Below are 23,125 nucleotides of genomic sequence, written 5' to 3' on the forward strand. Positions count from 1 at the left end.
CTCAATCCTGGTGCAGGATGAATTCCAGATAGAGGTTGCGCTGCAGGATCGAGTGGTTGTCGTCCGAGATCAGCGACACCATCAGCGCTCCGTCATCGCGGGTCCAGACGTCGAGTCCTTCCATATTGTCGATCTGGTAGCCCATGTCGGCTTCCATCAGCACCGGCCCGTCGGCAACCGCGCCCTTCTCGACGCTTTCGCCATAGATGCGCCTTAGCCGCATCCTGACACCGCCGGCCATCGAGAAACTGCGCTCCAAAAGCAGCAGGTCGCCATCCGGCAGGAAAGCGCCGTCAGTGATGTCGAAATCACCGTTGCGCTTGACCGTGAAGACGCCCTTGTGCGGCCCTTCGATGATGGCGGCATAGATGTTGCCAGCCTTGTCCAAGCTCTTTTCCGAGACCACGACGAGGCCGCCCTCGTGCTGGCCGTTGGGATTGGCGTGGGTGACGGTCTCGAAACCGCGGTTCTGTCGCAGTTCGCGGGCTGGAACCAGAAAGTTCAGTTGCTTGAACGGCGCCGTCATGTTGCTGGGGTCAATCTTGAACTGGGCGACGCGGTGATCGCGCTCGAAGCCGACGGTGGCGATGCCGTCCTTGACTGCAAGGCCCTCGGCATCGACTTCCCATTTCCTGTCGATCGGCCGGCCCTTTTCATCGACCATCTGCTGCATGCGGAAATTCTGGATGCCGGACGGCCGCTTGTCGGCATCATGGGTGATCGAGCCGAAGAACCAGAAGCCCGTATCGGCGACGCCGATGAAATCGCTGCCGGGTTTGACGAACCGAAATGCCGACAGCGCGCCGAAATCGCGCGTCGTCGAGTTCATCTCAAGACCGCCGACGAATTCCAGCAGCCCAAACTGCTTGTCGGCGCTGCCGATATTGAAGGTGGTGATCGGCCGCGCCGAGACTTCGACCGGCTCGACCGCGCTTGGGCCGGCGGCGATGGCTGGCGCAAACGCCATGCCGAACAAGGCAGTGACCGCGAAGAGCATCTGCCGAAACCCGCCGCGCAAAAAAATCATCCAGCGCGCCGGTAGCCGCCGCGGCGTGTATCGCGCACGTTTTCCTCGGCAAACAGCGAGGCCAGCTGCTCGGTCATGGCGCCGGCCAGTTCCTCGGCATCGACGATGGTGACGGCGCGCCTGTAATAGCGGGTAACGTCGTGGCCGATGCCGATGGCCAGCAGCTCGACCGGCGAGCGCGTCTCGATCAGCTCGATGACGGCGCGCAGATGCCGCTCGAGATAGTTGCCAGGATTGACCGACAGCGTCGAATCGTCCACCGGCGCGCCGTCCGAGATCATCATCAGGATCTTGCGCTGTTCGGGCCGGGCGATCAGCCGGTTGTGCGCCCATAACAACGCCTCGCCGTCGATGTTTTCCTTGAGCAGGCCCTCGCGCATCATCAGGCCGAGATTGCGCCGGGCGCGACGCCACGGATGATCGGCGGATTTGTAGATGATGTGGCGCAGATCGTTGAGCCGGCCGGGGTTCGGCGGCTTGCCGTCCTTCAGCCACTTCTCGCGAGCCTGTCCGCCCTTCCACGCCCGCGTGGTGAAGCCGAGGATCTCGACCGAGACGCCGCAGCGCTCCAGCGTGCGCGCCAGAATGTCGGCACAGGTGGCGGCAACCGTGATCGGCCGACCGCGCATCGAGCCCGAATTGTCGAGCACCAGCGTCACCACCGTGTCGCGGAATTTGGTGTCGCGCTCCTGCTTGAACGACAACGGCTGCATCGGGTCGATGACGACACGAACCAGGCGTGCCGGATCGAGATAACCCTCTTCGAGGTCGAAATCCCAGGAACGGTTCTGCTGCGCCATCAGGCGGCGCTGCAGCCGGTTGGCGAGCCGTCCGACGACGCCGGAGAGATTGGCCAGTTGCTTGTCGAGGAAGGCGCGCAGCCGGTCGAGTTCTTCTTCCTCGCACAGCTCTTCCGCACCGACGGTCTCGTCGAAGGCGGTGGTGAAAACCTTGTAGTCGATCTCTTTCGGCAGGTTGGCGAACGGGTTGTCGTTACGGCGCGCCTCGCCCGGCGTTTCGGCGTCCGCATCGTCATCGTCGGAAAGATCGTCGGCAGTGGCGTCGGAGGCCTCAGTCTCGGACGACTGTTCGTCGTCGGCCGAGGCCTCGGCATCCTCGGATTGCGACTGCTCGGAGCCGGAATCCTCTTCGCCGCCCTCCTCGCTCTGCTCCTCGCCTTGCGGCTGGTTCTCGTCATTGTCCTCGGAGTCTTCGGTCTCCTGATCGTCGCCGAGTTCCTCGGCCATCTCCATGGACGCCAGCATCTCACGCACGACCCGGGCGAAGGCCTGCTGGTCGCCGAGCTTGGCCGACAGTCCGTCGAGATCGGCCTTGGCCTTCTCCTCGACCCAGGGCCGCCAGAGTTCGACCAGCCGCTCGCCGCTCTTCGGGATCGGCCGTCCGGTCAGCTTCTCGCGCACCATCAGCGCCAGCGCTTCCTCGATCGGCGCGTCGGCCTTGTCCTTGACGTCGACAAGGTTGGCCTTGGCGTATTTGTCCTCCAGCATGGAGCCGATATTGTCGGCGACGCCCTGCATGGCGCGGCTGCCGATCGCCTCGACGCGGGCCTGTTCCACGGCGTCATAGATCGAGCGCGCCAGCTTGCCTTCCGGCGCCAGTTTGGTGTGGATGCGCTGATCGTGGCAGGCGCGCTTCAGCGCCATGGAATCGCCCAGGCCACGAGTAATCGCGATGTCTGTCTTGGACGCTTTCTTCGGCAGTTCGGGCAGACGGGCGCGGCTGCCGGCGAGCGCCGGGCGGTCCTTGGCGAAACCGACTTCGAGCTCCTTGTCGCCGGCGATGGCGCGCATGCAGACGGTGACGGCACGCTTGAAGCTGTCGGCTTCAGACCCCGTCTTCGACTTGTTGCGCGTGTTGTCGCCCGGACCCGCCATCGAGGCTCTGCTCAGCCCAGCACCACGTTGGCGGCGCTCTCGGGCAGGTCCTCGCCGAAGGCGCGCTGGTAGAACTCGGCCACCACCGAACGCTCCAGCTCGTCGCACTTGTTGAGGAAGGTCAGCCGGAACGCCATGCCGATATTGCCGAATATCTCGGCATTTTCGGCCCAGGTGATGACGGTACGCGGGCTCATCACGGTCGACAGATCGCCATTGATGAAGGCCGAGCGCGTCATGTCGGCGACCCGCACCATCTTGTTGACGATGTCCTTGCCCTTGCCGTCGCGATAGTGCTTGGCCTTGGCCAGCACGATGTTCACCTCATTGTCGTGCGGCAGGTAGTTCAGCGTGGTGACGATCGACCAGCGATCCATCTGCGCCTGGTTGATCTGCTGCGTGCCGTGATAGAGGCCGGTAGTGTCGCCGAGGCCGACCGTGTTGGCGGTCGAAAACAGCCGGAACGCCGGATGCGGGCGGATGACCCGGCTCTGGTCGAGCAGCGTCAGGCGGCCCGACGATTCCAGCACGCGCTGGATGACGAACATCACGTCCGGACGGCCTGCATCGTACTCGTCGAAGCAGAGCGCGACATTGTGCTGGTAGGCCCAGGGCAGGATGCCGTCGCGGAATTCGGTGATCTGCAGGCCATCCTTGACAACGATGGCGTCCTTGCCGACGAGGTCGATACGGCTGACATGGCTGTCGAGGTTGACGCGCACGCAGGGCCAGTTAAGGCGGGCGGCGACCTGTTCGATATGGGTCGATTTGCCGGTGCCGTGATATCCAGACACCATGACGCGGCGATTGTAGGCAAAGCCGGCAAGGATCGCCAGCGTCGTCGCCTTGTCGAACAGATAGTCCGGATCGATGTCCGGCACATGTTCCGAGGTCACCGAATAGGCCGGCACCACCATCTTGGACTCGAAGCCGAATTTGTCTTTCACCGACACCGTCGTGTCGGGCAAATTGGCGATGTCGCGATCGACCTTGTTCATCTCTATCCAAGTCTCCACTGGCGAAATGCCCGATTTCGCCGGCAATCGATTTTGTCCGGGGGCGGTCTTAGAGCCTTTTCCACCCTTATGAAAGTTGGAAAACGACACGAACCGTTAGGTTGCTCAGCACAAACCCGCCTGCTTGAGCACGCGATAGGCCTGCAGCACATCGCGGAACCGGTCTTCCGAACCTCTATCGCCGCCATTCGCATCCGGATGGTGGCGCTTCACAAGTTCCTTATAGCGCGCCTTGATGTCCTTGCCAGTCGCCTTTGTATCAAGGCCAAGCGTTTCCAGCGCCTTGGCCTCAAGTGGTTTGGCCTTGCGTTCGCGCGCCTCGCGCGGATCCTTCGGCCCTTTGAACAGGTCGAAAGGATCGCGCATGCGGTTGTAATAGCCGGCGCGACCGGAACGCTGCTGGGCGAAATCGGGCGAGGAGCGCGTCGAGGCACCGGCGACGCCCATCTTCCATGTCGGCCGGTGGCCGGTCATCGCTTCCTTCTGGAAGCGGGCTATCTCGGTGTCCGGCACGCCGGAGAAGTAGTTGAAACCCTTGTTGTATTCGCGCACATGATCGAAGCAGAACTGAAAATACTCGCCTTCCTTCATGCGTCCGACCGGCGCCCGGTGGGTACCGGCCTCCTTGCAGCCGTCCCACTGGCAGATCGGCGAGTGCGACTTCAGCTCCGCATCCTTGTCGGGACGGACCCGAATTTTCTCGAAATATTTGGGGTACGGTTTCATCTCACCCATTTATGGGCTGTTCGCACGTGCGAAACAAGAATTGACATTTTCGCGATCATCGCCCTAACCGCTGAATCGCGGCATAAAGCAGGGCGAATGGCGATTTTTGAGGCGGCCCGGCGGGATCGATCCCGATTTCCCGATCACGCCTTGCAGATATGGTGAAGGGAGATGGCGATGTCCATACAGGCGACGATGGAAGACAAGCTGAACAAGGCGTTTTCGCCGGAGCGCCTGGCGATCGTCAATGAAAGCCATCTCCATGCCGGTCATCACCACCACGGCTCCGACCATCACGCTGCCTATGACGGCACTGGCGAGACGCATTTTCGCGTCCGCATCGTCTCATCCGTCTTTGCCGGCATGAGCCGCATCGACCGCCACCGCGCCGTCAACGAATTGCTCGCAGCGGAGCTGCAAGCCGGCGTCCATGCGCTGGCAATCGAACCGGCTGCACCCGGCGAAAAGACCCGTTGGTAAGTCTCTCCGCCTCAGATCACCGCTTCGATGAGAAACGGTCCCGGACGCGACAGGGCACTGTCGAGCAGCGCGTCGAACCGCTCGCACGTGTCGGCGCGGGCCGCCTCGACGCCCATGCCTTTGGCCAGCGCAACCCAGTCCAGCGCCGGATGGTCGAGATCGAGCATGCGCCTGGCGTTCTCGCCGATCTCATTGACCCCGACATTCTTCATTTCGCCATGCAGGATGGCGTAGGTCCGGTTGGAAAAGATGATGGTCACGACGTCAAGCTTTTCCCTGGCCTGGGTCCACAGTCCCTGCACCGTGTACATGCCGCTGCCGTCGGCCTCGAGATTGATCACCTTGCGGTCCGGGCAGGCGATCGCTGCTCCTGTCGCCATCGGAATGCCGCCGCCGATCGATCCGCCCGTACCCATCATGTAGTCGTGCGGCGCCGCAAAGGCGGATAGCGCGAAGAACCGTCTCGCCGAGGTGACCGCTTCGTCGCAGACGATGGCATTGGCCGGAAGTTTGCGCGCCACCGACAGCGCGATGGCATCGTCCGTCAGTCTGCCGCTCAGCGTCGGTTCGTCTGGAAAGGCGGTTGCGGCGGCGAATTGCTGCGTCGGCTTGATGCCGACCTCGTCGGCCAGCGCCTCCAGCGCCGCTTTCAGATCCTGGCCATGCGCCGCCAGCGAAAGCACCTTGCAATCGTCCCGAACCAGCCGCCCGGGCTTGCCGGGATAGGCGAAGAAGGCAACCGGCTCCTTGGCGCCGACCAGCACCAGCAAATCGATATCCCGGAGCGTGGCCGTCGCCGCATCGACCGGATAGGGAATGCGGGTCGGGGCGAACCGCCCGCGGCCGCGCTGCATGCGGGCGATCAGAACCTCACTGAACAGCCTGACATCGCTTCCCGATGAGATTCTCCCTGCGATTTCAAGTCCATCGGCGCGCGCCGCCTGCCCACGCACCACCATGCCGACACGGCCCGGCGCGGCGCGGATTGCTTCGGCGATCGTGCGCACAACAGCCATGTCGACGGCGGGCGGCGGCTCCAGCTCCACCTTGCCAGGTGAAATCGCAGCAACTTCGCCCCAGGCGGCATCCGCAGGCAGGATCAGCGTCGTGACGCCAGGCGGCGTGAGTGAGGCGCGGAAAGCCGCCTCTGCGGCCGGCACAATATCGGCCGGCCCCTTGACGCGGCCAACCCAGTTCGACATCGGCGACGCCAGGCCTTCTATGTCGCTGGTCAGCGGGGCATCGAGCGGCAGATGGGAAGAAGCATGGTCGCCGACAATGTTGATCATCGGGCTGCGCGCACGCCTTGCGTTGTGCATGTTGGCCAAACCGTTGGCGAGACCCGGTCCGGTATGCAGCAACGTTGCTGCCGGGCGGTCGGTCATGCGCGCATAGCCGTCGGCGGCGCCGGTCACCACGCCCTCGAACAGGCCGAGCACGCAACGCATCTGAGGTTTGCGGTCCAGTGCGGCAACGAAATGCATTTCGGATGTGCCAGGATTGGCGAAGCAGACCGTGACGTCATTGGCCAGGAGCACGTCGCACAGCAGATCGGCGCCATTCATGATTTTCTTTCCCAATCGACAATTCAGGAACAATTGCACCTGTAGGCGCCGGGTCGGCAATGTCCCGCCGGGGCTTTTGGTCTGATCCAGGACGCCTCGCGGGGATCCGGCGATCAACCGACGGTCCATTCAGGAAGGCCAGCATCGCGGCGGTCAACGCGTCGCCGTCCTCGCCGAAGTCGTGATTGATCGACATATGCGTGTAGGCGTTGCCGTCGAACAGCGTCACTTCAGTGCCGATGGCGCGCAGGCGTTTGGCAAAGCCTTCGATTGGTCGTCGCGGCCTTCGGCGCGCGAATAGGCGATGAAGGTCGGCGGATGCTTGTGTCCATAGAGATAGCTGGCCGGCGACAACGCCGCCCATCAGCGCCGCAGCACCGGGCAACCCGCCATTCCAGCCACTCCGAATGTTTCCTCCCAAGCCTTCTACCCGGATTGCAGCCACTCTCCTTCATGTGAAGGGAACCAACAATGCTTTCCGACAGTTGAAGGTGATGAGGCGATTGGAATCCAGATCGGCTCCGAGGGCAGAACATCATGCGTGCAACCCAATCCGACGTCTTCGATCTTTTTTCGGAAATTTATGCCAATGCGGCGGACGAAGAGGTCAGCATCCAACAGTATCTTCTTGCCTGTCGGGAAGACAAATCGATGTACGCTTCGGCGCCCGAAAGGATGGTCGACGCAATCGGCGAACCAAAACTGGTTGACACCAGCAAAGACGAGCGCCTCGGCCGCATTTTCGCGAATCGGACCCTCAAGATCTACCCTCATTTTTCTGACTTCTATGGAATGGAGGATACGATCGAGCGCATAGCTGGATATTTCCGCTACGCCTCGCAGGGGCTCGAAGAACGCAAGCAGATCCTCTATCTCCTCGGCCCGGTCGGCGGCGGCAAATCCTCTCTGGCCGAGCGCCTGAAGAAACTGATGGAGCAGCGCCCGATCTACACGCTGAAGGTCGGCAACCAGATCAGCCCGGTTTTCGAGTCGCCGCTTGGGCTGTTCCATCCCGATCACATGGGTGATCTGCTAGAGGATAAATACGGCATAGCCCGGCGCCGGCTGAACGGATTGATTTCGCCATGGGCGGCCAAGCGCCTCGACGAATTGTCTGGCGACATTTCCAAATTCAGCGTCGTCAAGCTGATGCCTTCGCGGCTGCGCCAGATCGGCATTGCCAAGACCGAACCTGGCGATGAGAACAATCAGGATGTCTCGGCCCTGGTCGGCAAGGTCGACATCAGGCAATTGGAAAATTTTAGCCAGTCCGACCCCGATGCCTATTCCTTTAGCGGTGGCCTGAACCGGACCACGCAAGGTCTGCTTGAATTCGTCGAGATGTTCAAGGCACCCATCAAGGTTCTGCATCCGCTGCTGACCGCGACACAGGAAGGCAGCTACAACGGCACTGAAAATTTCGGCGCCTTTCCCTACCAGGGGATCATCGTCGCCCATTCCAACGAGTCGGAATGGCAACAGTTCAAGAGCAACAAGAACAACGAGGCGTTTCTCGATCGCATCCTGGTGGTCAAGGTACCCTATTGCCTGCGGATCACCGAAGAGAGGCAGATCTATGAGAAATTGCTGCGTGAGAGCGAGTTGGCCGCCAGCCCCTGTGCCCCTGAAGTTTTGGACATCCTCAGCCGCTTTGCAGTTTCGACGCGCTTGGCCGAGCACGACAACTCGCCGCTCTACACCAAGATGCGCGCCTATGACGGCGAAAATCTGAAGGAAGTCGATCCCAGGGCAAAGTCGGTCCAAGAATATCGCGACGCCGCCGGCGTCGATGAAGGCATGACGGGCGTCAGCACGCGCTTTGCCTTTAAGATCCTTTCGCAGACATTCAACTTCGATAATGAGGAGGTGGCCGCCGATCCTGTGCATCTGATGTACATTCTGGAGGAGGCGATCAAGCGGGAGCAGTTCCCGAAGGAAACGGAAGCGGCCTATCTTGAATTCATCAAGTCGGAGCTTGCGGCGCGCTACGCCGAGTTCATCGGCCACGAAATCCAGAAGGCCTATCTGGAGTCCTATAGCGAATACGGCCAGAACCTCTTCGACCGCTACATCGCCTATGCGGATGCCTGGATTGAGGACCAGGACTACAAGGACCCCGACACCGGCCAGATCCTCAACCGGGAGATCCTGGACAACGAACTTTCGCAGGTCGAGAAACCGGCAGGCATCGCCAATCCCAAGGACTTCCGTAACGAGGTGGTGAAGTTCACTCTGCGCGCTCGCGCAAGAAACCACGGCCGCAACCCGTCATGGACCAGCTATGAAAAACTGCGCGAGGTCATCGAGAAGCGGATGTTCGGACAGGTCGAGGACCTCTTGCCGGTGATCAGCTTCGGCTCCAAGCAAGACAGCGTTACGGAAAAGCGCCATAACGAATTCGTGCAGCGCATGATCGAGCGTGGCTACACAGAACGGCAGGTACGCCGGCTGGTGGACTGGTACATGCGGGTGAACAAGGCGGGTTGACAGAGCCGGATGGTTCCATGCCGATCTTCATCGACCGTCGCCTGAACCCCAAGGACAAGAGCCTTGGCAATCGACAGCGCTTCCTCAGGCGTGCTCGCGAGGAGTTGAAGCGGAGCATTCGCGATCAAATCCGCACTGGCAGGATCGCCGACGTCGATACCGAGCACGCCGTGCCCATGCCTGAAAGGAAAACGGCCGAGCCGAGCTTCAACGATGACAGGGCCAGCGGACGGCGCCGACACATCCTTCCGGGCAACAGGCATTTTTCCCCTGGAGACCTGCTCCCGAAGCCGCATGGGGGCGGCGCGGCGTCGTCGCCAGGAAACACGGCGTCGGAAGACGATTTTCGTTTCGTGCTGTCACGCGAGGAGGTGCTCGAACTCTTTTTTGAGGATCTCGAACTGCCCGACCTGGTTAAGCTCAATCTCAAGGAAATCCTTGCCTTCAAGCCGCGCCGGGCCGGCTTCGCGGCGACCGGTTCCCCGACCAACATCAATGCCGGCCGCACCATGCGCAACAGCCTAGGCCGGCGCATTGCGCTGAGGCGCCCCACGCAGCAGGAACTGGAGGCGATCCTCCGGGAAATCGTCACGCTTGAGTCGGCCCCGGCCGGCGCGGCGGTGCGCCAGCGCATCGCGGAATTACGCGACGAGCTTGACCGGCTGGAGCGACGGCGCAGGCGAATTGCCTTTGTCGATCCGGTCGATATCCGATTCAACCGCTTCGACGCCCGGCCGGTGCCGAATGCCAATGCCGTCATGTTCTGCCTTATGGACGTGTCCGGATCGATGGGCCAACGCGAAAAGGACTTGGCCAAACGCTTCTTCGTGCTGCTGCACCTGTTCTTGAAACGGCGCTACGAACGCACGGAGATCGTCTTCATCCGCCATACCCATGAGGCGCACGAAGTGGATGAGGACACGTTCTTCTACAACACGCAGAGCGGCGGTACGATCGTCTCCACCGCGCTCGACGAAATGCACCGCATTATCGGCCAGCGCTATCCTGCCAGCGAGTGGAACATTTACGCCGCGCAGGCCTCTGACGGGGACAATTTCACCACCGATTCCGAGCGATGCATAGAGCTCATGAACGGCAAGCTCATGCGCCTGTGCCAGTATTTCGCCTATGTCGAGATCATCGACGAACGCGAGAGCCACATATTCGGTGCTACCGAAAACGGGACGTCGCTTTGGCGCGCCTACAGTACGATCGAGCTGAAATGGCCCAACTTCCAGATGAGCCGCATCGCTGCTCCCGCGGATATTTACCCGGTCTTCCACCGGCTCTTCGCCAGACAGCCGGCGGCCATCAAGAGCGCTTGAGAGAGAGAGATGGTCAGGCGAGCCAACGAAACGAATTTGTTGTTTTCCGGTTCTGACTGGAATTTCGAGAAATTATCGCGGGCTTTTGAAGAGATCGAGGCGATCGCGGTCGACGAGTTGCATCTCGATACTTACCCGGTCCAGATGGAGATAATCTCCTCCCAGCAGATGCTCGACGCCTACTCATCTATCGGCATGCCACTGATGTATCGGCATTGGTCGTTCGGCAAACATTTCCTTCACCAGGAGCTTCTTTACCGTAAGGGTGGTCGGGGGCTGGCCTATGAACTGGTCATCAACTCCAATCCCTGCATCGTCTACCTCATGGAGGAAAACACCATGGCGTTGCAGGCCCTTGTGACGGCCCACGCGGCGCTTGGCCACAATCATTTCTTCAAGAACAATCATCTGTTTCAGCAATGGACCGACGCCGGGGCAATCCTGGGTTATCTGGACTTCGCCAAGGGCTACATCGCCCGGTGCGAGGAGCGGCACGGCCTTGCAGCAGTGGAGGCCATTCTCGATTCCGCCCATGCGCTGATGGAACAAGGGGTGTTCCGCTACCACCGGCCGCCAAAGCTCTCGTCGGAGCGACAGCGCGAAGGGCTTCGCGAGCGCCTCGAATACGAAGAGCGCTCCTACAACGATCTGTGGCGCACGCTGCCGCCGTCGCAGAACAAAAACAAGTCCGGCAATGAGGATCAAGGGATGGCGGAGCGCAAGAGATCGCTCAACCTGCCCGAGGAAAACCTCCTTTATTTCCTCGAGAAGAACAGCCTGATCCTGGAACCCTGGCAGCGCGAGATCATCAGGATCGTCCGCGTCATCGCGCAATATTTCTACCCGCAGCGACAGACTCAAGTGATGAATGAAGGCTGCGCCACCTTCGTGCATTATACGCTCATGAACATGCTATTCGATCGTGGCCGGATCGGCGAAGGTGCCATGCTCGAAATCCTGCGTAACCATTCGAACGTGATCTTCCAGCCGGCCTTTGACGATCCCCGGTTTTCAGGCATCAATCCCTATGCCCTCGGCCTCGACATGATGCAGGACATACAGCGCATTTCGACCGAGCCGACGGCGGAGGACCGCGACTGGTTCCCGGACATTGCGGGACATGGCAACTGGCGCGAGGTCCTGCTTGAGGCCTGGGCCAACCACCGCGACGAATCCTTTATCCGCCAGTACCTCAGCCCGAGCTTGATCCGAAAATGGCGGTTCTTCGTGCTTGGCGATGGAGCCGACAAACCGCATTTCGAAGTCGCGTCGATCCACAACGAACGTGGCTATCACAAGATACGCGCCCAGCTAGCCCACAGTTACGACCTTGGAGCGAATCGGCCGGACATCCAGGTGATTGATGTCGACCTGCTCGGCGACCGGCAGTTGCGGCTGCAACACAGGGTAAAGGATGGTGTTGTGCTCGAAGGGGCCAGCCGTGACGCGACGCTCCGCCATGTCCGCAGCCTCTGGGGCTACGAGGTCAGCCTGGTCGCAGTTGACGCTCAAACCGGTGCGACAATCCACGAACGGTCTACGAGCCAGATCGCGGCATAAGCTCGGCAAAGAGCGTCCTGTTGCGGGCCTGCTCGTTACCTCAGGCTTCGCCCGCCGGCCTGATCCTGATCCTTGCGATCCGGTTCTTGTCGCGCTTCATCACCACGAAGCGCTTGCCGTGGAAGGTGAAAGCCTGCTTTTCCTCGGGGATCGACTGCGTCTCGTGGATGACCAGGCCGGCAATGGTGGTCGCTTCCTCGTCAGGCAGGTTCCAGTCGAGCGCCCGGTTGAGATCGCGGATCGGCACGGTGCCGTCGACGACCACGGAACCGTCCGCCTCCTGCTTGACGCCCTGAATGTCGACATCGTGCTCGTCGGCGATCTCGCCAACGATCTCCTCGATAATGTCCTCCAGCGTCACCAGCCCTTCGACCTCGCCATATTCGTCGACGACGATGGCGAAATGCGCCTTGGCGCGCAGGAAGGCGTTGAGCTGTTCCTGCAGCGTGGTGGTGTCGGGCACGAACCAAGGCTTCGAAGCGATCTTCATCACGTCGATCCGGGAAAAGTCGTTGCCGACCTCGTTCAGCGCTCGCAGCAGGTCCTTGGCGTGCAGCACGCCGACAATGTTGTCGAGAGAGCCTTTCCACAACGGCATGCGGGTGTGCGGGCTTTGCAGGATCTCGCGTACCACCGCTTCCGGCCCATTGTCGGCATTGACCGAGCGCATATTGGTGCGGTGGACCATGATGTCGGAGACTTCGAGCTCGGCGAGATCGAACAGCCCGCCGACGCGGTCGCGGTCCTCTCGCACCATCTGGCCGTCGCGGCGGAAATCGTCGACCGCGCCGCGCAACTCGTCCTGGGTCGAGCGCTGCGGCTCGATGCGCGACAACTCATAGCCGAACATGGCAAGCAGGCGCGTGCGCACGGCCAGGACCAGCAGGATGAGGATGGCAAGGACGGCGACGACGGTCCAGCCGGGCTCGTTGATCATCGCTGCCGGCTTTCCTGGCCCGGGTGGTTCTCCCTGAGGAACGAAAGCACTTCCGACGCCGGTACATCCTTGGCAATAAAAGCTTGGCCAACGCCGCGCGTCAGGATGAATGTCAGCGCGCCGCGCGACACTTTCTTGTCCTGGGTGATGAAGCCAAGCAGCGCCTCGGCATCGGGCAACTCACCAGGGATGTCGGCCATCCGCCAGGGTAGACCGACGGCGCGAAGATGCGCCTCGACCCGCGCCGCGTCGTCCAGGCTGGCCAGATTGAGCCTTGCGGAAAAGCGGTGCGCCAGCGCCATGCCGATGGCGACGCCTTCGCCATGGACGAGGCGGGCGCCGTCATACTGTGTGGCGCCTTCCAGCGCATGGCCGAACGTGTGGCCAAGATTGAGCAGTGCGCGGTCGCCGGTTTCGAACTCGTCGCGGGCGACGACATCGGCCTTGGCGCGGCAGGCCTCGGCAATCGCCTCCGCCCGTTCCGCACCACCGGCGAACACCTTTTCCCAGTTCGCTTCCAGCCAGGCGAAAAACGCCGGTCGGTCGATCAACCCGTATTTGGCAAGCTCGGCATAGCCGGCGCGAAATTCGCGGATCGGCAGCGTGTCGAGCACTTCGGTATCGGCCAGCACCAGTTTCGGCTGGTGGAAGACACCGACCAGATTCTTGCCGCGCGGACTGTTGATGCCGGTTTTGCCACCGACCGAGGAATCGACCTGCGCCAGCAGCGAGGTTGGAATCTGGACGAAATTCATGCCGCGGCGCACGATGCCGGCGGCAAAGCCGGTGAGGTCGCCGATGACGCCACCGCCGAGCGCAATGACGACATCGCCGCGCTCCAGCTTGGCGGCGAGCACGCCGTCGACCACCTCTTCGAGATGGGCAAAGCTCTTGGTCTTTTCGCCGGCCGGCAAAGTGATGACGGCAGGCTGGATGCCGCGTGTTTCCAGACCGGCCTTCAGCGCGTCGAGATGTGCCGCCGCGACATTATCGTCCGTGACCACCGCCGCCCTCGTGCCGGGCAGGCGGCGCGAAATCTCGGCGCCGGCGCGCGCCAAAAGGCCAGGGCCGATCAGGATGTCATAGGCACGCTCGCCAAGGCCGACCTCGACAGTGACCGGTTCGCTCACAGCCGCACCTCGCCTGGTGCAGTCGGAGCCGGAATGCCGAAATGCCCGCACAGCGCGTCGACAACCTCCGTCGCAATGACCTCCTTGCGGTCGTCGCGTGTCGGCACGGTGATGTTGGACGTGGCATAGACCGGGTAGCGCTCGCCCATCAGTCGCTCGAGCACGGCGCGCGGATCGGCGCTTTTGAGCAACGGCCGGTTCTGCTTCTTGGACACGCGTTCCATCAACAGGTCGATCTCGGCCTTCAGCCACACCGACACGCCATGCCCGGCGATCGCTTCCCGCGTCTGCGCATTCATGAACGCGCCGCCGCCGGTCGACAGCACCTGCGGCCCACTCTCCAGCACGCGCAGGATGACGCGCTGCTCCAATGCCCGGAATTCGGTCTCGCCATAGCGTTCGAACAGTTCCGGCACCGTCATGCGCGACACGGTTTCGATCTCCTGGTCGCTGTCGACGAAGGGCAGCGACAGCATCGTCGCCACCTTGCGGCCGATCGCCGTCTTGCCGGCGCCCATCAGGCCGACAAAGACGATCGAGCGGCTGCCCAGCCTGTCGAGCAGCGCGGCATGGCTATCGCCGGGAGGATTTGCTGGTAACGCGTTCATGAGACCATGCTGTTTCTAAGCCGTCTTTGCCGGCGTATCGACATCAAAAGCCCGTTTGCGTCAAGCATAGCGCCTTTCGCACGCAGAGCCCTTCGTCCTTGAATTGACGGAATTAGCGTCCCATAAGGACACAGGGCTTGGAATCGCAGAGTAAGAAGACGGGCGAAGATTGATGCCGACACTGTTCCGCTTTGTCGTGACGATGATGATTCTTGCCGGCATTGCCTATGGTACGATGGTGGCGTTGGCGATGTTCGTCGAGCCGAAAAAAGCCGAAATCACCGTGCGCATTCCACCGGAAAAGCTGAACCCCAAGAAAAACTGACCCAAAACTGACCCCTGGAACATGAACAGCGCGGCTCGCATCGAAGCCTTTCTCGAGATGATGAGCGCCGAACGCGGTGCCGCTGCAAACACGCTGTCTTCCTACCGCCGTGATCTCGAAGACGCTTCGCAGCAGATTGCCGGCGGGCTTGCCGCTGCCGCCGCAGTCGACATCCGCGCCTATCTCGACGATATCGCGGCGCGCGGCTTTGCGTCGACGTCGCAGGCGCGCAAACTGTCGGCGATCCGCCAGTTCTTCAAGTTCCTCTACGCCGAGGGCTTGCGCGGCGACGACCCGACCGGCACGCTGGACAGTCCGAAAAAGGGCCGGCCGCTGCCCAAGACGATGAGCGAGGCCGATACCGGTCGGCTGCTCGACCGTGCGGCGCTTGAGACAGGCGATGGCGTCAATGGCGACCGGGTGGCGGCACTGCGCCTGCACGCTTTGGTCGAGGTGCTCTATGCCACCGGCCTGCGCGTCTCCGAACTTGTCGGCCTGCCGGTGACCGTCGCCCAGCGCGACGACCGCTTCTTCATGGTGCGCGGCAAGGGCGACAAGGAGCGCATGGTGCCGCTGTCGGCCAAGGCCCGCATGGCGATGCGGGCATGGCTCACGGCCCGGGCGTCGGTGCCGGCTTTCGCCGACAGCCCGTTTCTGTTCCCGGCCGCCGGCGACAGCGGCTTTCTCTCCCGGCAGGTCTTTGCCCGCGACCTCAAAGGCCTTGCCGCGCGGGCCGGCATATCGGCGGCCAAAATTTCGCCGCATGTGCTGCGCCATGCTTTTGCCAGCCATCTCCTGCAGAACGGCGCTGATCTCAGGGCGGTGCAGCAGCTGCTCGGCCACGCCGATATCTCGACCACGCAGNGATTTACACGCATGTGCTGGAAGAGCGGTTGGTGCGGCTGGTCAACGATCATCATCCGCTTGCCGACTAGGCCTCATATCGCTATGTGAGGGCAACGTGCCCGCGCGGAGCCTACATCTGCGCGATGTTTGCCTTCCGACGCATCGGTCCGCTCAAGAATGTACAATTACCTCGATTTCGAAAAGCCGGTGCAGGACCTTGAACTCAAGATCCTCGAGCTGAAGAAGCTTGCCGAGAATGGCGAGGCGGTCGACGTCGGCGACGAAATCAGCCGGCTCGAGAAGCGCGTGCGCGACGCGCTGCGCGACATCTACAAGGCGCTGACGCCGTGGCAGAAGGTGCAGGTCGCGCGCCACACCGACAGGCCGCATTGCCTCGACTACATCAAGGGTCTGTTCAGCGATTTCACGCCGCTCGCCGGCGACCGCAATTTCGGCGAGGACCAGGCGATCATCGGCGGCTTCGCCCGCTTCCGCGGCGAACCGGTGGCCGTCATCGGCCAGGAAAAGGGCTCCGACACGGCGAGCCGGCTCAAGCACAATTTCGGCTCGGTGCGCCCTGAAGGCTACCGCAAGGCCGTGCGGCTGATGGAACTTGCCGACCGTTTCCAGATCCCACTTCTGACGCTGGTTGACACCGCCGGCGCCTACCCCGGCGTTGGCGCCGAGGAACGCGGCCAGGCTGAAGCCATCGCCCGCTCAACCTCGGCCTGCCTCGGCCTCAAAGTGCCATCGATTTCGGTTGTCATCGGCGAAGGCGGTTCGGGCGGCGCCATTGCGATCGCCACCGCCAACCGCGTCTACATGCTGGAACACGCCATCTATTCGGTGATCTCGCCGGAAGGCGCTGCCTCGATCCTGTGGCGTGACACCACGCGCTCGAAAGATGCGGCGACCAACATGAAGATCACCGCCCAGGACCTTCTGGAAATGAAGATCATCGACGCCATCATTGCCGAGCCGCTCGGCGGCGCCCAGCGCGCGCCCGAAACGGTCATCGCCGCCACCGGCGACCTCATCGCCAAGACGATGAAGGATTTTGCCGGCGCCAACACCGATTTTCGCGAACAGCGCCGCGAAAAATATCTGGCGATGGGCCGCAGCCTCTGATTTTGGCCGGCAGCGCACCGCAATGTGGCGTCAAGGAGCAATTTCGCCACAAAAATGCCGCCGCATTCGGCTCAATAAAAAATCCGTGACACCGGGCGAATTGCGTGGGGGGCGCCGTCCGACGCTTGCGGTAAGGAATTTTCAAGGTTAACGGGCTTAGGGTCCGTCAGTGTTCAGCATGCAGGCCCGGGCGCTATCCGGCCGTGCCGCGAGAAAAAGACATAGCCGTATCCATGTTTACCAAGCTTGCCCGCACTGGACTTCTGATCGCCGCGCTTGGCGTTGCCGGCTGCAACGATTCCTCAATGAAGAATTTTGCGCCGGAAGCCAGCAAGCCGCTGCCGGACAAGATCCTGGCCGACATGAAGGCCAAGGGCATGATCCGCACCTCGTCGGTGATGGCCCGCATCTTCAAGGAAGAAGGCAAGCTCGAAATCTGGAAGGCCAAGACCACCGGCCGCTACGAGATGGTCGCCAGCTACGACATCTGCAAATGGTCGGGCAAGCTCGGCCCGAAATACACCGAGGGCGACCGCCAGGCGCCGGAAGGTTTCTATACGGTCCGCCCGTCGCAGATGAATCCGCGCTCGAACTATCACCTGTCCTTCAACATCGGCTATCCCAACGCCTATGACCGTGCCAATGGCCGCACCGGCGCCAATCTGATGGTGCATGGCGCCTGCTCGTCGTCGGGCTGTTATTCGATGACCGACCCGCAGATCGAGCAGATCTACGCTTTTGGTCGCGATGCCTTCCAGGGCGGCCAGACCGAGTTCCAGATCCAGGCCTTCCCGTTCCGCATGACCGCCGCCAACATGGCGCGCTACCGCAACGACCCGAACTATGAGTTCTGGAAGATGCTGAAGGTCGGTTACGACAATTTCGAGATCACCAAGGTGCCGCCGAAAGTCGATGTCTGCGACAAGCGCTATGTCTTCAACCAGGTGGCGCCCGAGGGCACGACATTCGATCCGACCGGCGCCTGCCCGGCGACCACGCAGCCGGATTCGCTGAAGAGCGCACTCAACGCCTATCAAAGCAGCTATGACGCGGCCTTCACCGGCGCGGTCAAAGCCAGCGTGCCGGCGCCCAAGCCGACCATTGCCGGCATCAAGGAAGCCGCCATCGTTTCCGAATGGTCGAAGCGCCGCGCCCGGGGCGAGCGCGTGCCGATCGAACCGCCGTCGCTGAATTCCGACGGCACGCTGACCGAGACGGCGCGCATGGGCCGCATCGATTCGCCCGCCGGCCGCAAGATGGCGGCGCTGGACGCAGAGAAGGAAGCCAAGCGCAAGGCCGAGGAACAGCGGGTTGCTGCCATCGAGGCTGCGAAAGCCGCCAAGGCCCAGGCACTGGCTGAAAAGCAAGCGGCAAAGGCCCAAGCGCTGGCCGAAAAGGAAGCAGCCAAGCAGGCCCCCCAGCAGCCGGTCGCCACTGCGAGCGTCGAGGCGGCGCCTGCAGAACCGCCGGCGGACGAAAGCCGGATGTCGAAGATCAAGAACAAGCTGCTAGGCATGTTCGGCGGCTGAGGTTTTTCGCCTTGCCGATGCATGTCGCCCAAAAGTGCGCAGCGGTTTTGGGACAAAGACATGCATGAAGACAAACAAACAAATCACACCGCGATCTATGACCTCAAGGGCCTGAACTGCCCCCTGCCCGTTCTCAAGGCGAAAAAACGCCTGGCGGCAATGCAGCCGGGCAGCCGGCTTTGGCTGGAGACCACCGACCCGCTGGCGGTCATCGACATCCCCGCCTTTTGCGCCGACGCTGGCCACCAGCTTGTTGAAACATCAGCCGTCAGCGGCGGCCACCGCTTCCTGGTCGAACGCGGCGCATAGCGAGCCTGACAATCAGCCCCCGGCTATCGCCAGCGGATTGCTCTCCAGCGCCGCGCGATCCGGCGTGTCGATCGACGGCCGGTTGGTGAAGGCGGAAAACAGCCGGCGCACATAATCTTCCGGCATATCGAGCGTGATCAGCACCAGCCTGGTGCCGCGTTGGCCGTCCGGCCAGGCCAGCAGCCGCGCCGGCGGATGCAGGATCTTCTGCACCCCGTGGACGACAAGCGGCCGCGACGGGTCCTCCGCAAGCTCGATGACGCCCTTCATCCGCAAAAGCTTGTCGCCATGCGCAGAACGCAGCAGGTCGAGGAACATCTCGATCGCAGAGAACGGCACCGGCCCATCATGGACCAGCGAGTAGGAGCGCACGCGGGAATCGTGGCGGTGGTGGTGCTCATGGTCGCCGTGGTCATGATGATGGTGGTGCTCATGGGCGGCTTCTTCGCCGAGCCAGCGCCGGACATCGGCGGATTTGGTCGCCGGATTGTAGAGGCCGCAATCGAACAGCGCCGTGACGCCGGTTCGGCCGTCGCCGGCGTCCAGCACCACGGCGCCTGGATTGAGCTGATGGAGTCGCGTTCGCAAAGCATCGACGTCGCCGGGATCGCTGGCCAGATCGACCTTGGTCAGCACGATGCGATCGGCGACCGCCACCTGCTTGACCGCCTCGACATGGCCGTCGAGCGTCGCATTGCCGTTGACCGCGTCGACCAGCGTGATGACGCCATCAAGTCGGAAGGCCTGCACAAGGGCGGGATGCGCCATGATCGACTGCAGCACCGGCGCCGGATCGGCGAGCCCGGTGGTTTCGACGACGACGCGGGCAAGGCGGGCGATACGGCCCGTCTGCAGCCGGTCGACGAGGTCAGCCAGCGTGTCGACCAGTTCGCCGCGCACCGTGCAGCATAGACACCCGTCGGACAGCTGGATGATGCCGTCCGAGGCCTGCTCGACCAGAAGGTGGTCGATCGCCACCTCACCGAATTCGTTGATGATGACGGCCGTGTCGACCAGTGCCGGATCTTTGAGCAGCCGGTTGAGCAATGTCGTCTTGCCGGCGCCGAGGAAGCCGGTGACCACCGTGACGGGTATCGGAAAGCCAGCCATCGCCTAGTTCGCGGCTTTGACCAGCTGGTCGCCCTGCACTGCGGTTGCCTGGCCCACCACGGCCGGTTCGGCGCCCTTTGGCGCCGGAATGTCTGGCCGCCAGCTCGGCAGCGGCACATCGGCGTATTCCTGGCCGCCCTGGTCGAGCATCGCCTTCGGCGCCGGCCCGGTGGCGCCGCCGAGGCCCACGGCAACCAGCGTCGGCACGTGGTCGAGCTTTTCCTGATAGGGCGATTTCGGCACGTCGGCACCCTTCGCGGCCACCGGCGGAGCCGCCTCGGACTGCTCGTGCGGCGCCTTCTTCCTGCAGATCTCATCATGCATGTCGTTGGGTGACATTGTATCGCCATAGGAAGGCATGGCCGCGACCGTGAGCCAGTTCGGGTCGGGCGTGGCAAAGCCCTGGTCGAGCAGCCTGGCGGCGGTCTCGGCACGGCTGATCGCCGATTTTTCGCCGAGCACGACCGCGACCAGCGTGCGGCCATTGCGTGTCGCCGAGCCGATCATGTTGAAGCCCGAGGGACAGACGAACCCGGTTTTCATGCCGTCGGCGCCGGGATAGCGCCCGATCAAGAGATTGTAGTTGGAGATCGCCTTCTTGCCGACGGCAAGGCCTTCGATCGAGAACCAGGGGGCGTATTGCGGGAATTCCTTGCGGATCGCCATCACCAGCAGGGCAAGATCGCGCGCCGTCGTATACTGCTCCGGCGAAAACAGTCCGTTCGGATTGACGAAATGCGTTCCGGTCATGCCGAGCCGCGCCGCCTCCGCATTCATGCGAACGGCGAATCCGGCCTGCGAGCCGCCTATGTTTTCGCCGATGGCCATGGCGATATCGTTGGCCGATTTGACCAGCATCATCTTCAACGCATTGTCGAGCCGCATCACCGAGCCCGGCTTGAAGCCCATCTTGCTCGGCGGTTCGCCCGCCGAATGCTTGGTCACCTTGATCGGTGAATCGAGCTGGACCTCGCCGGCGGCAATCGCCCGGAAGGTGACATAGGCGGTCATCAGCTTGCTCAGCGAAGCGGGATACCAGCGCTTGAATGCGTCCTGGTGCTGCAGAACCTTGCCGCTGTTGAGGTCGTACAGGATCACCGGATTGGCCAAAGCTGGCCCAGCCAGCATGGGTAGCGCCAAGCCGCCCGTTAGCAGTAATTTGAGGATATGGCTGTGCCGCATCATGGAATCCGAAATCGCCTCTTGCCGTAGTCGCCCCTGGCTCCGTAAGATTTCGTTACGCGATGGCCAGCATGACCTGATCCGGCCCTCAATTTCCGGATCACATTGTCTGGGGTGCTATTTACCCTATGTGACGCCAAGATGGCAAAGTGCCAAGAGGGCAACAAGCATGGCAATCACAATTGCAATCAAGCAGGCCAGATCGTCTGCTCCAACAGCGAGATGGAACCATTATGCCGATTCTCAACCGCGCCGCCGAGATGCAGGATGAAGTTGCCGGCTGGCGACGCCATCTGCACCAGACGCCAGAACTGAATTTCGATGTCTTCAAGACCGCCGCCTTCGTCACCGAGAAGCTGAAGGAATTCGGCTGCGACGACGTGGTGACGGGCCTCGGCAAGACCGGCGTCGTCGGCATCATCCATGGCCGCAAGGGGCAAGGCGCGACCATCGGCTTGCGCGCCGACATGGACGCGCTGCCGATCAACGAGATCACCGGCAAGCCCTATGCCTCGACCATTCCTGGCAAAATGCATGCCTGCGGCCATGACGGCCATACGGCGATGCTTTTGGGCGCCGCCAAATATCTGACCGAAACGCGCAATTTCGCCGGCTCGGTCGCGGTCATCTTCCAGCCGGCGGAAGAGGGCGGCGGCGGCGGCAACGAGATGGTCAAGGACGGCATGATGGAGCGTTTCGATATTTCGCGCGTCTTTGGCATGCACAACATGCCGGGCCTGCCGGTGGGCCAGTTCGCCATCCGGCCGGGCCCGATCATGGCGGCGACCGCCGAGTTCACCATCACCGTGAAGGGCCGCGGCGGCCATGCGGCGATGCCGCACGGCACGATCGACCCGATCGTCATCACCAGCCAGTTGGTCGGCGCCCTTCAGACGGTCGCTTCGCGCAGCACCGATCCGGTCGAGGCGGTGGTGGTTTCGGTGACGAAGTTCCACGCCGGCGACGCCTACAACGTCATTCCCGAGACCGCCGAGATTGCCGGCACGGTGCGCACACTGAAGAAAGAGATCGCCAAGAAGTCGGAAGAGCGCATCCGCACCATCTGCGAAGGAATAGCCACCGCCTTCGGCGCGACGATCACTGTCGACTATGACGCCAACTATCCCGTGACCTTCAATCATCCGGAAGAAACGGTCTTTGCCGGCGATGTCGCGGCACATGTCGCCGGCGACACCCAGGTCCACCGCGCCATCCAGCCGGTGATGGGCGGCGAAGACTTCTCCTACATGCTGGAAGCCCGACCTGGCGCCTTCATCTTCATCGGCAATGGCGAGACCGCCGGCCTCCATCATCCGGCCTACGACTTCAACGACGAAGTCATACCGCACGGCATGAGCTACTGGGTGAAACTGGCCGAAACGGCGCTGGCAGCCTGACCTGCCCCGACGAAAGGCCGGCCGATTAGCCTTCGGCCGGCCTCTTCATTGCCTTCGGCGAGCCTCTTGGCGAAACGATCGGAAGCGGCTATGTGTCGGGCCGCGTGGTCCCGTAGCTCAGTAGGATAGAGCGGCAGATTCCTAATCTGTAGGTCACAGGTTCGATTCCTGTCGGGATCACCAGCAAGATCAAAGGCTTGGTGACTGAGATAGCCTGTCGGCATGTTGCAGCACTGATGGACTGGTTTTCGGTGATTTTCACGGACGCGACCAAGCAAGCAGCCTGACTTTAGTTCCATAGAAAAAGTCCATCCCTGAGGTCTCAGGAGCGAGCTTTAAGCATCTACAGCCGCGAAGAGAATCGACCTCTTGCAAGTACAATTCCAGATCGAGCGATGGTTCCCAGTCGATCCGTTACCGTCTGAGTTCGGCGCCGCCAACTCAACGAAGCCGGCCGTATCCTAGCTGGCAACCAGGGGCACCGTGACGGTCGTGGCGTAATTTATCGGATACTGGTCGAAATACGGGAAAGCGATGACGAAA

Annotated in this window: 20 protein-coding genes, 1 tRNA gene and 1 pseudogene; 11 read left to right on the top strand and 11 right to left on the bottom strand. The window is 62.1% G+C overall.

All coding sequences use genetic code 11. The features are described from left to right. Nucleotide 1: 1 nt before the first annotated feature. The 4 genes from X756_RS142070 to X756_RS142055 form a co-directional block, all read right to left on the bottom strand. On the bottom strand, nucleotides 2-1,027 hold the full coding sequence (locus X756_RS142070; RefSeq protein ID WP_023731083.1) for an esterase-like activity of phytase family protein: 1,026 nt from the start codon (nucleotides 1,025-1,027) through the stop codon (nucleotides 2-4). After that, on the bottom strand, nucleotides 1,024-2,922 hold the full coding sequence (cobT, locus tag X756_RS142065; RefSeq protein WP_023685363.1) for a cobaltochelatase subunit CobT: 1,899 nt from the start codon (nucleotides 2,920-2,922) through the stop codon (nucleotides 1,024-1,026). Before cobT ends, X756_RS142070 begins: the two co-directional genes overlap by 4 nt. A gap of 11 nt (nucleotides 2,923-2,933) precedes the next feature. Then, a complete protein-coding gene (cobS, locus tag X756_RS142060; RefSeq protein ID WP_023670677.1) occupies nucleotides 2,934-3,920 on the bottom strand; it encodes a cobaltochelatase subunit CobS in 987 nt (328 codons plus the stop codon). Between the two features lie 123 nt (nucleotides 3,921-4,043). Beyond that, nucleotides 4,044-4,673 (bottom strand): J domain-containing protein, encoded by a 630-nt coding sequence (locus X756_RS142055; RefSeq protein ID WP_032887126.1) that lies wholly within the window; start codon nucleotides 4,671-4,673, stop codon nucleotides 4,044-4,046. Nucleotides 4,674-4,841: 168 nt separating this feature from the next. Between X756_RS142055 and X756_RS142050 the strand changes: the two genes are divergently transcribed. After that, a complete protein-coding gene (locus X756_RS142050; RefSeq protein ID WP_023711704.1) occupies nucleotides 4,842-5,144 on the top strand; it encodes a BolA family transcriptional regulator in 303 nt (100 codons plus the stop codon). Between the two features lie 11 nt (nucleotides 5,145-5,155). On the opposite strand, the gene X756_RS142045 is transcribed toward X756_RS142050, so the two are convergent. Beyond that, complete coding sequence (locus X756_RS142045) at nucleotides 5,156-6,709, bottom strand: acetolactate synthase large subunit (protein WP_023731084.1); 1,554 nt, start codon at nucleotides 6,707-6,709, stop codon at nucleotides 5,156-5,158. Then, nucleotides 6,666-7,094, bottom strand: coding sequence for a hypothetical protein (locus X756_RS1000000170085; RefSeq protein ID WP_245264569.1), 429 nt, complete (start codon nucleotides 7,092-7,094; stop codon nucleotides 6,666-6,668). Before X756_RS1000000170085 ends, X756_RS142045 begins: the two co-directional genes overlap by 44 nt. A 152-nt stretch (nucleotides 7,095-7,246) precedes the next feature. Here X756_RS1000000170085 and X756_RS142040 point away from each other — a divergent pair, with 152 nt between their 5' ends. From X756_RS142040 to X756_RS142030, 3 genes are read left to right on the top strand one after another with little or no spacing between them, the layout of a single operon-like run. After that, nucleotides 7,247-9,196 (top strand): PrkA family serine protein kinase, encoded by a 1,950-nt coding sequence (locus tag X756_RS142040; RefSeq protein WP_023731086.1) that lies wholly within the window; start codon nucleotides 7,247-7,249, stop codon nucleotides 9,194-9,196. Between the two features lie 17 nt (nucleotides 9,197-9,213). After that, entirely contained in the window at nucleotides 9,214-10,521 is a 1,308-nt protein-coding gene (locus X756_RS142035; RefSeq protein WP_023686733.1) for a YeaH/YhbH family protein, read from the top strand. Between the two features lie 9 nt (nucleotides 10,522-10,530). Next, nucleotides 10,531-12,081: a SpoVR family protein gene (locus tag X756_RS142030; RefSeq protein WP_023670670.1), complete on the top strand. Its 1,551-nt coding sequence runs from the start codon at nucleotides 10,531-10,533 to the stop codon at nucleotides 12,079-12,081. 40 nt (nucleotides 12,082-12,121) lie between these two features. On the opposite strand, the gene X756_RS142025 is transcribed toward X756_RS142030, so the two are convergent. From X756_RS142025 to X756_RS142015, 3 genes are read right to left on the bottom strand one after another with little or no spacing between them, the layout of a single operon-like run. Beyond that, nucleotides 12,122-13,018: an HlyC/CorC family transporter gene (locus X756_RS142025; protein WP_023731087.1), complete on the bottom strand. Its 897-nt coding sequence runs from the start codon at nucleotides 13,016-13,018 to the stop codon at nucleotides 12,122-12,124. After that, nucleotides 13,015-14,148, bottom strand: coding sequence for a 3-dehydroquinate synthase (aroB, locus tag X756_RS142020; RefSeq protein ID WP_023731088.1), 1,134 nt, complete (start codon nucleotides 14,146-14,148; stop codon nucleotides 13,015-13,017). The genes X756_RS142025 and aroB overlap by 4 nt, the downstream gene beginning before the upstream one ends. Further along, the gene (locus tag X756_RS142015; protein WP_023670667.1) at nucleotides 14,145-14,756 is read right to left on the bottom strand and encodes a shikimate kinase; all 612 of its coding nucleotides are present in this window, start codon (nucleotides 14,754-14,756) and stop codon (nucleotides 14,145-14,147) included. Before X756_RS142015 ends, aroB begins: the two co-directional genes overlap by 4 nt. A 172-nt stretch (nucleotides 14,757-14,928) precedes the next feature. Between X756_RS142015 and X756_RS142010 the strand changes: the two genes are divergently transcribed. The 5 genes and pseudogenes from X756_RS142010 (at nucleotide 14,929) to X756_RS141995 (ending at nucleotide 18,893) form a co-directional block, all read left to right on the top strand. Next, nucleotides 14,929-15,081 (top strand): hypothetical protein, encoded by a 153-nt coding sequence (locus tag X756_RS142010; RefSeq protein WP_023670666.1) that lies wholly within the window; start codon nucleotides 14,929-14,931, stop codon nucleotides 15,079-15,081. A 21-nt stretch (nucleotides 15,082-15,102) separates the two neighbouring features. Beyond that, nucleotides 15,103-16,016 (top strand): annotated as a pseudogene (locus tag X756_RS01000000165920) (site-specific tyrosine recombinase XerD). An 88-nt stretch (nucleotides 16,017-16,104) separates the two neighbouring features. Beyond that, nucleotides 16,105-17,055 (top strand): acetyl-CoA carboxylase carboxyltransferase subunit alpha, encoded by a 951-nt coding sequence (locus X756_RS142005; RefSeq protein ID WP_023685389.1) that lies wholly within the window; start codon nucleotides 16,105-16,107, stop codon nucleotides 17,053-17,055. A gap of 233 nt (nucleotides 17,056-17,288) precedes the next feature. Beyond that, complete coding sequence (locus tag X756_RS142000; protein ID WP_023714988.1) at nucleotides 17,289-18,584, top strand: murein L,D-transpeptidase family protein; 1,296 nt, start codon at nucleotides 17,289-17,291, stop codon at nucleotides 18,582-18,584. Nucleotides 18,585-18,644: 60 nt separating this feature from the next. After that, nucleotides 18,645-18,893 carry a sulfurtransferase TusA family protein gene (locus X756_RS141995; RefSeq protein WP_027050749.1) on the top strand — a complete coding sequence of 83 codons (249 nt, stop codon included), beginning with the start codon at nucleotides 18,645-18,647 and terminating at the stop codon, nucleotides 18,891-18,893. 12 nt (nucleotides 18,894-18,905) lie between these two features. Here the strand turns inward: X756_RS141995 and X756_RS141990 are convergent, their stop codons facing one another. After that, nucleotides 18,906-20,003 (bottom strand): GTP-binding protein, encoded by a 1,098-nt coding sequence (locus X756_RS141990; protein ID WP_023731089.1) that lies wholly within the window; start codon nucleotides 20,001-20,003, stop codon nucleotides 18,906-18,908. 3 nt (nucleotides 20,004-20,006) lie between these two features. After that, nucleotides 20,007-21,185 carry a D-alanyl-D-alanine carboxypeptidase family protein gene (locus X756_RS141985; RefSeq protein ID WP_023731090.1) on the bottom strand — a complete coding sequence of 393 codons (1,179 nt, stop codon included), beginning with the start codon at nucleotides 21,183-21,185 and terminating at the stop codon, nucleotides 20,007-20,009. A gap of 233 nt (nucleotides 21,186-21,418) precedes the next feature. Between X756_RS141985 and X756_RS141980 the strand changes: the two genes are divergently transcribed. Continuing rightward, the gene (locus tag X756_RS141980) at nucleotides 21,419-22,582 is read left to right on the top strand and encodes a M20 aminoacylase family protein (protein WP_023699100.1); all 1,164 of its coding nucleotides are present in this window, start codon (nucleotides 21,419-21,421) and stop codon (nucleotides 22,580-22,582) included. Nucleotides 22,583-22,688: 106 nt separating this feature from the next. After that, a tRNA-Arg gene (locus tag X756_RS141975) sits at nucleotides 22,689-22,765 on the top strand. Nucleotides 22,766-23,125: the final 360 nt, after the last annotated feature.

It is taken from the genome of Mesorhizobium sp. LNJC405B00 (assembly GCF_000502615.1).
Lineage (GTDB): Bacteria > Pseudomonadota > Alphaproteobacteria > Rhizobiales > Rhizobiaceae > Mesorhizobium.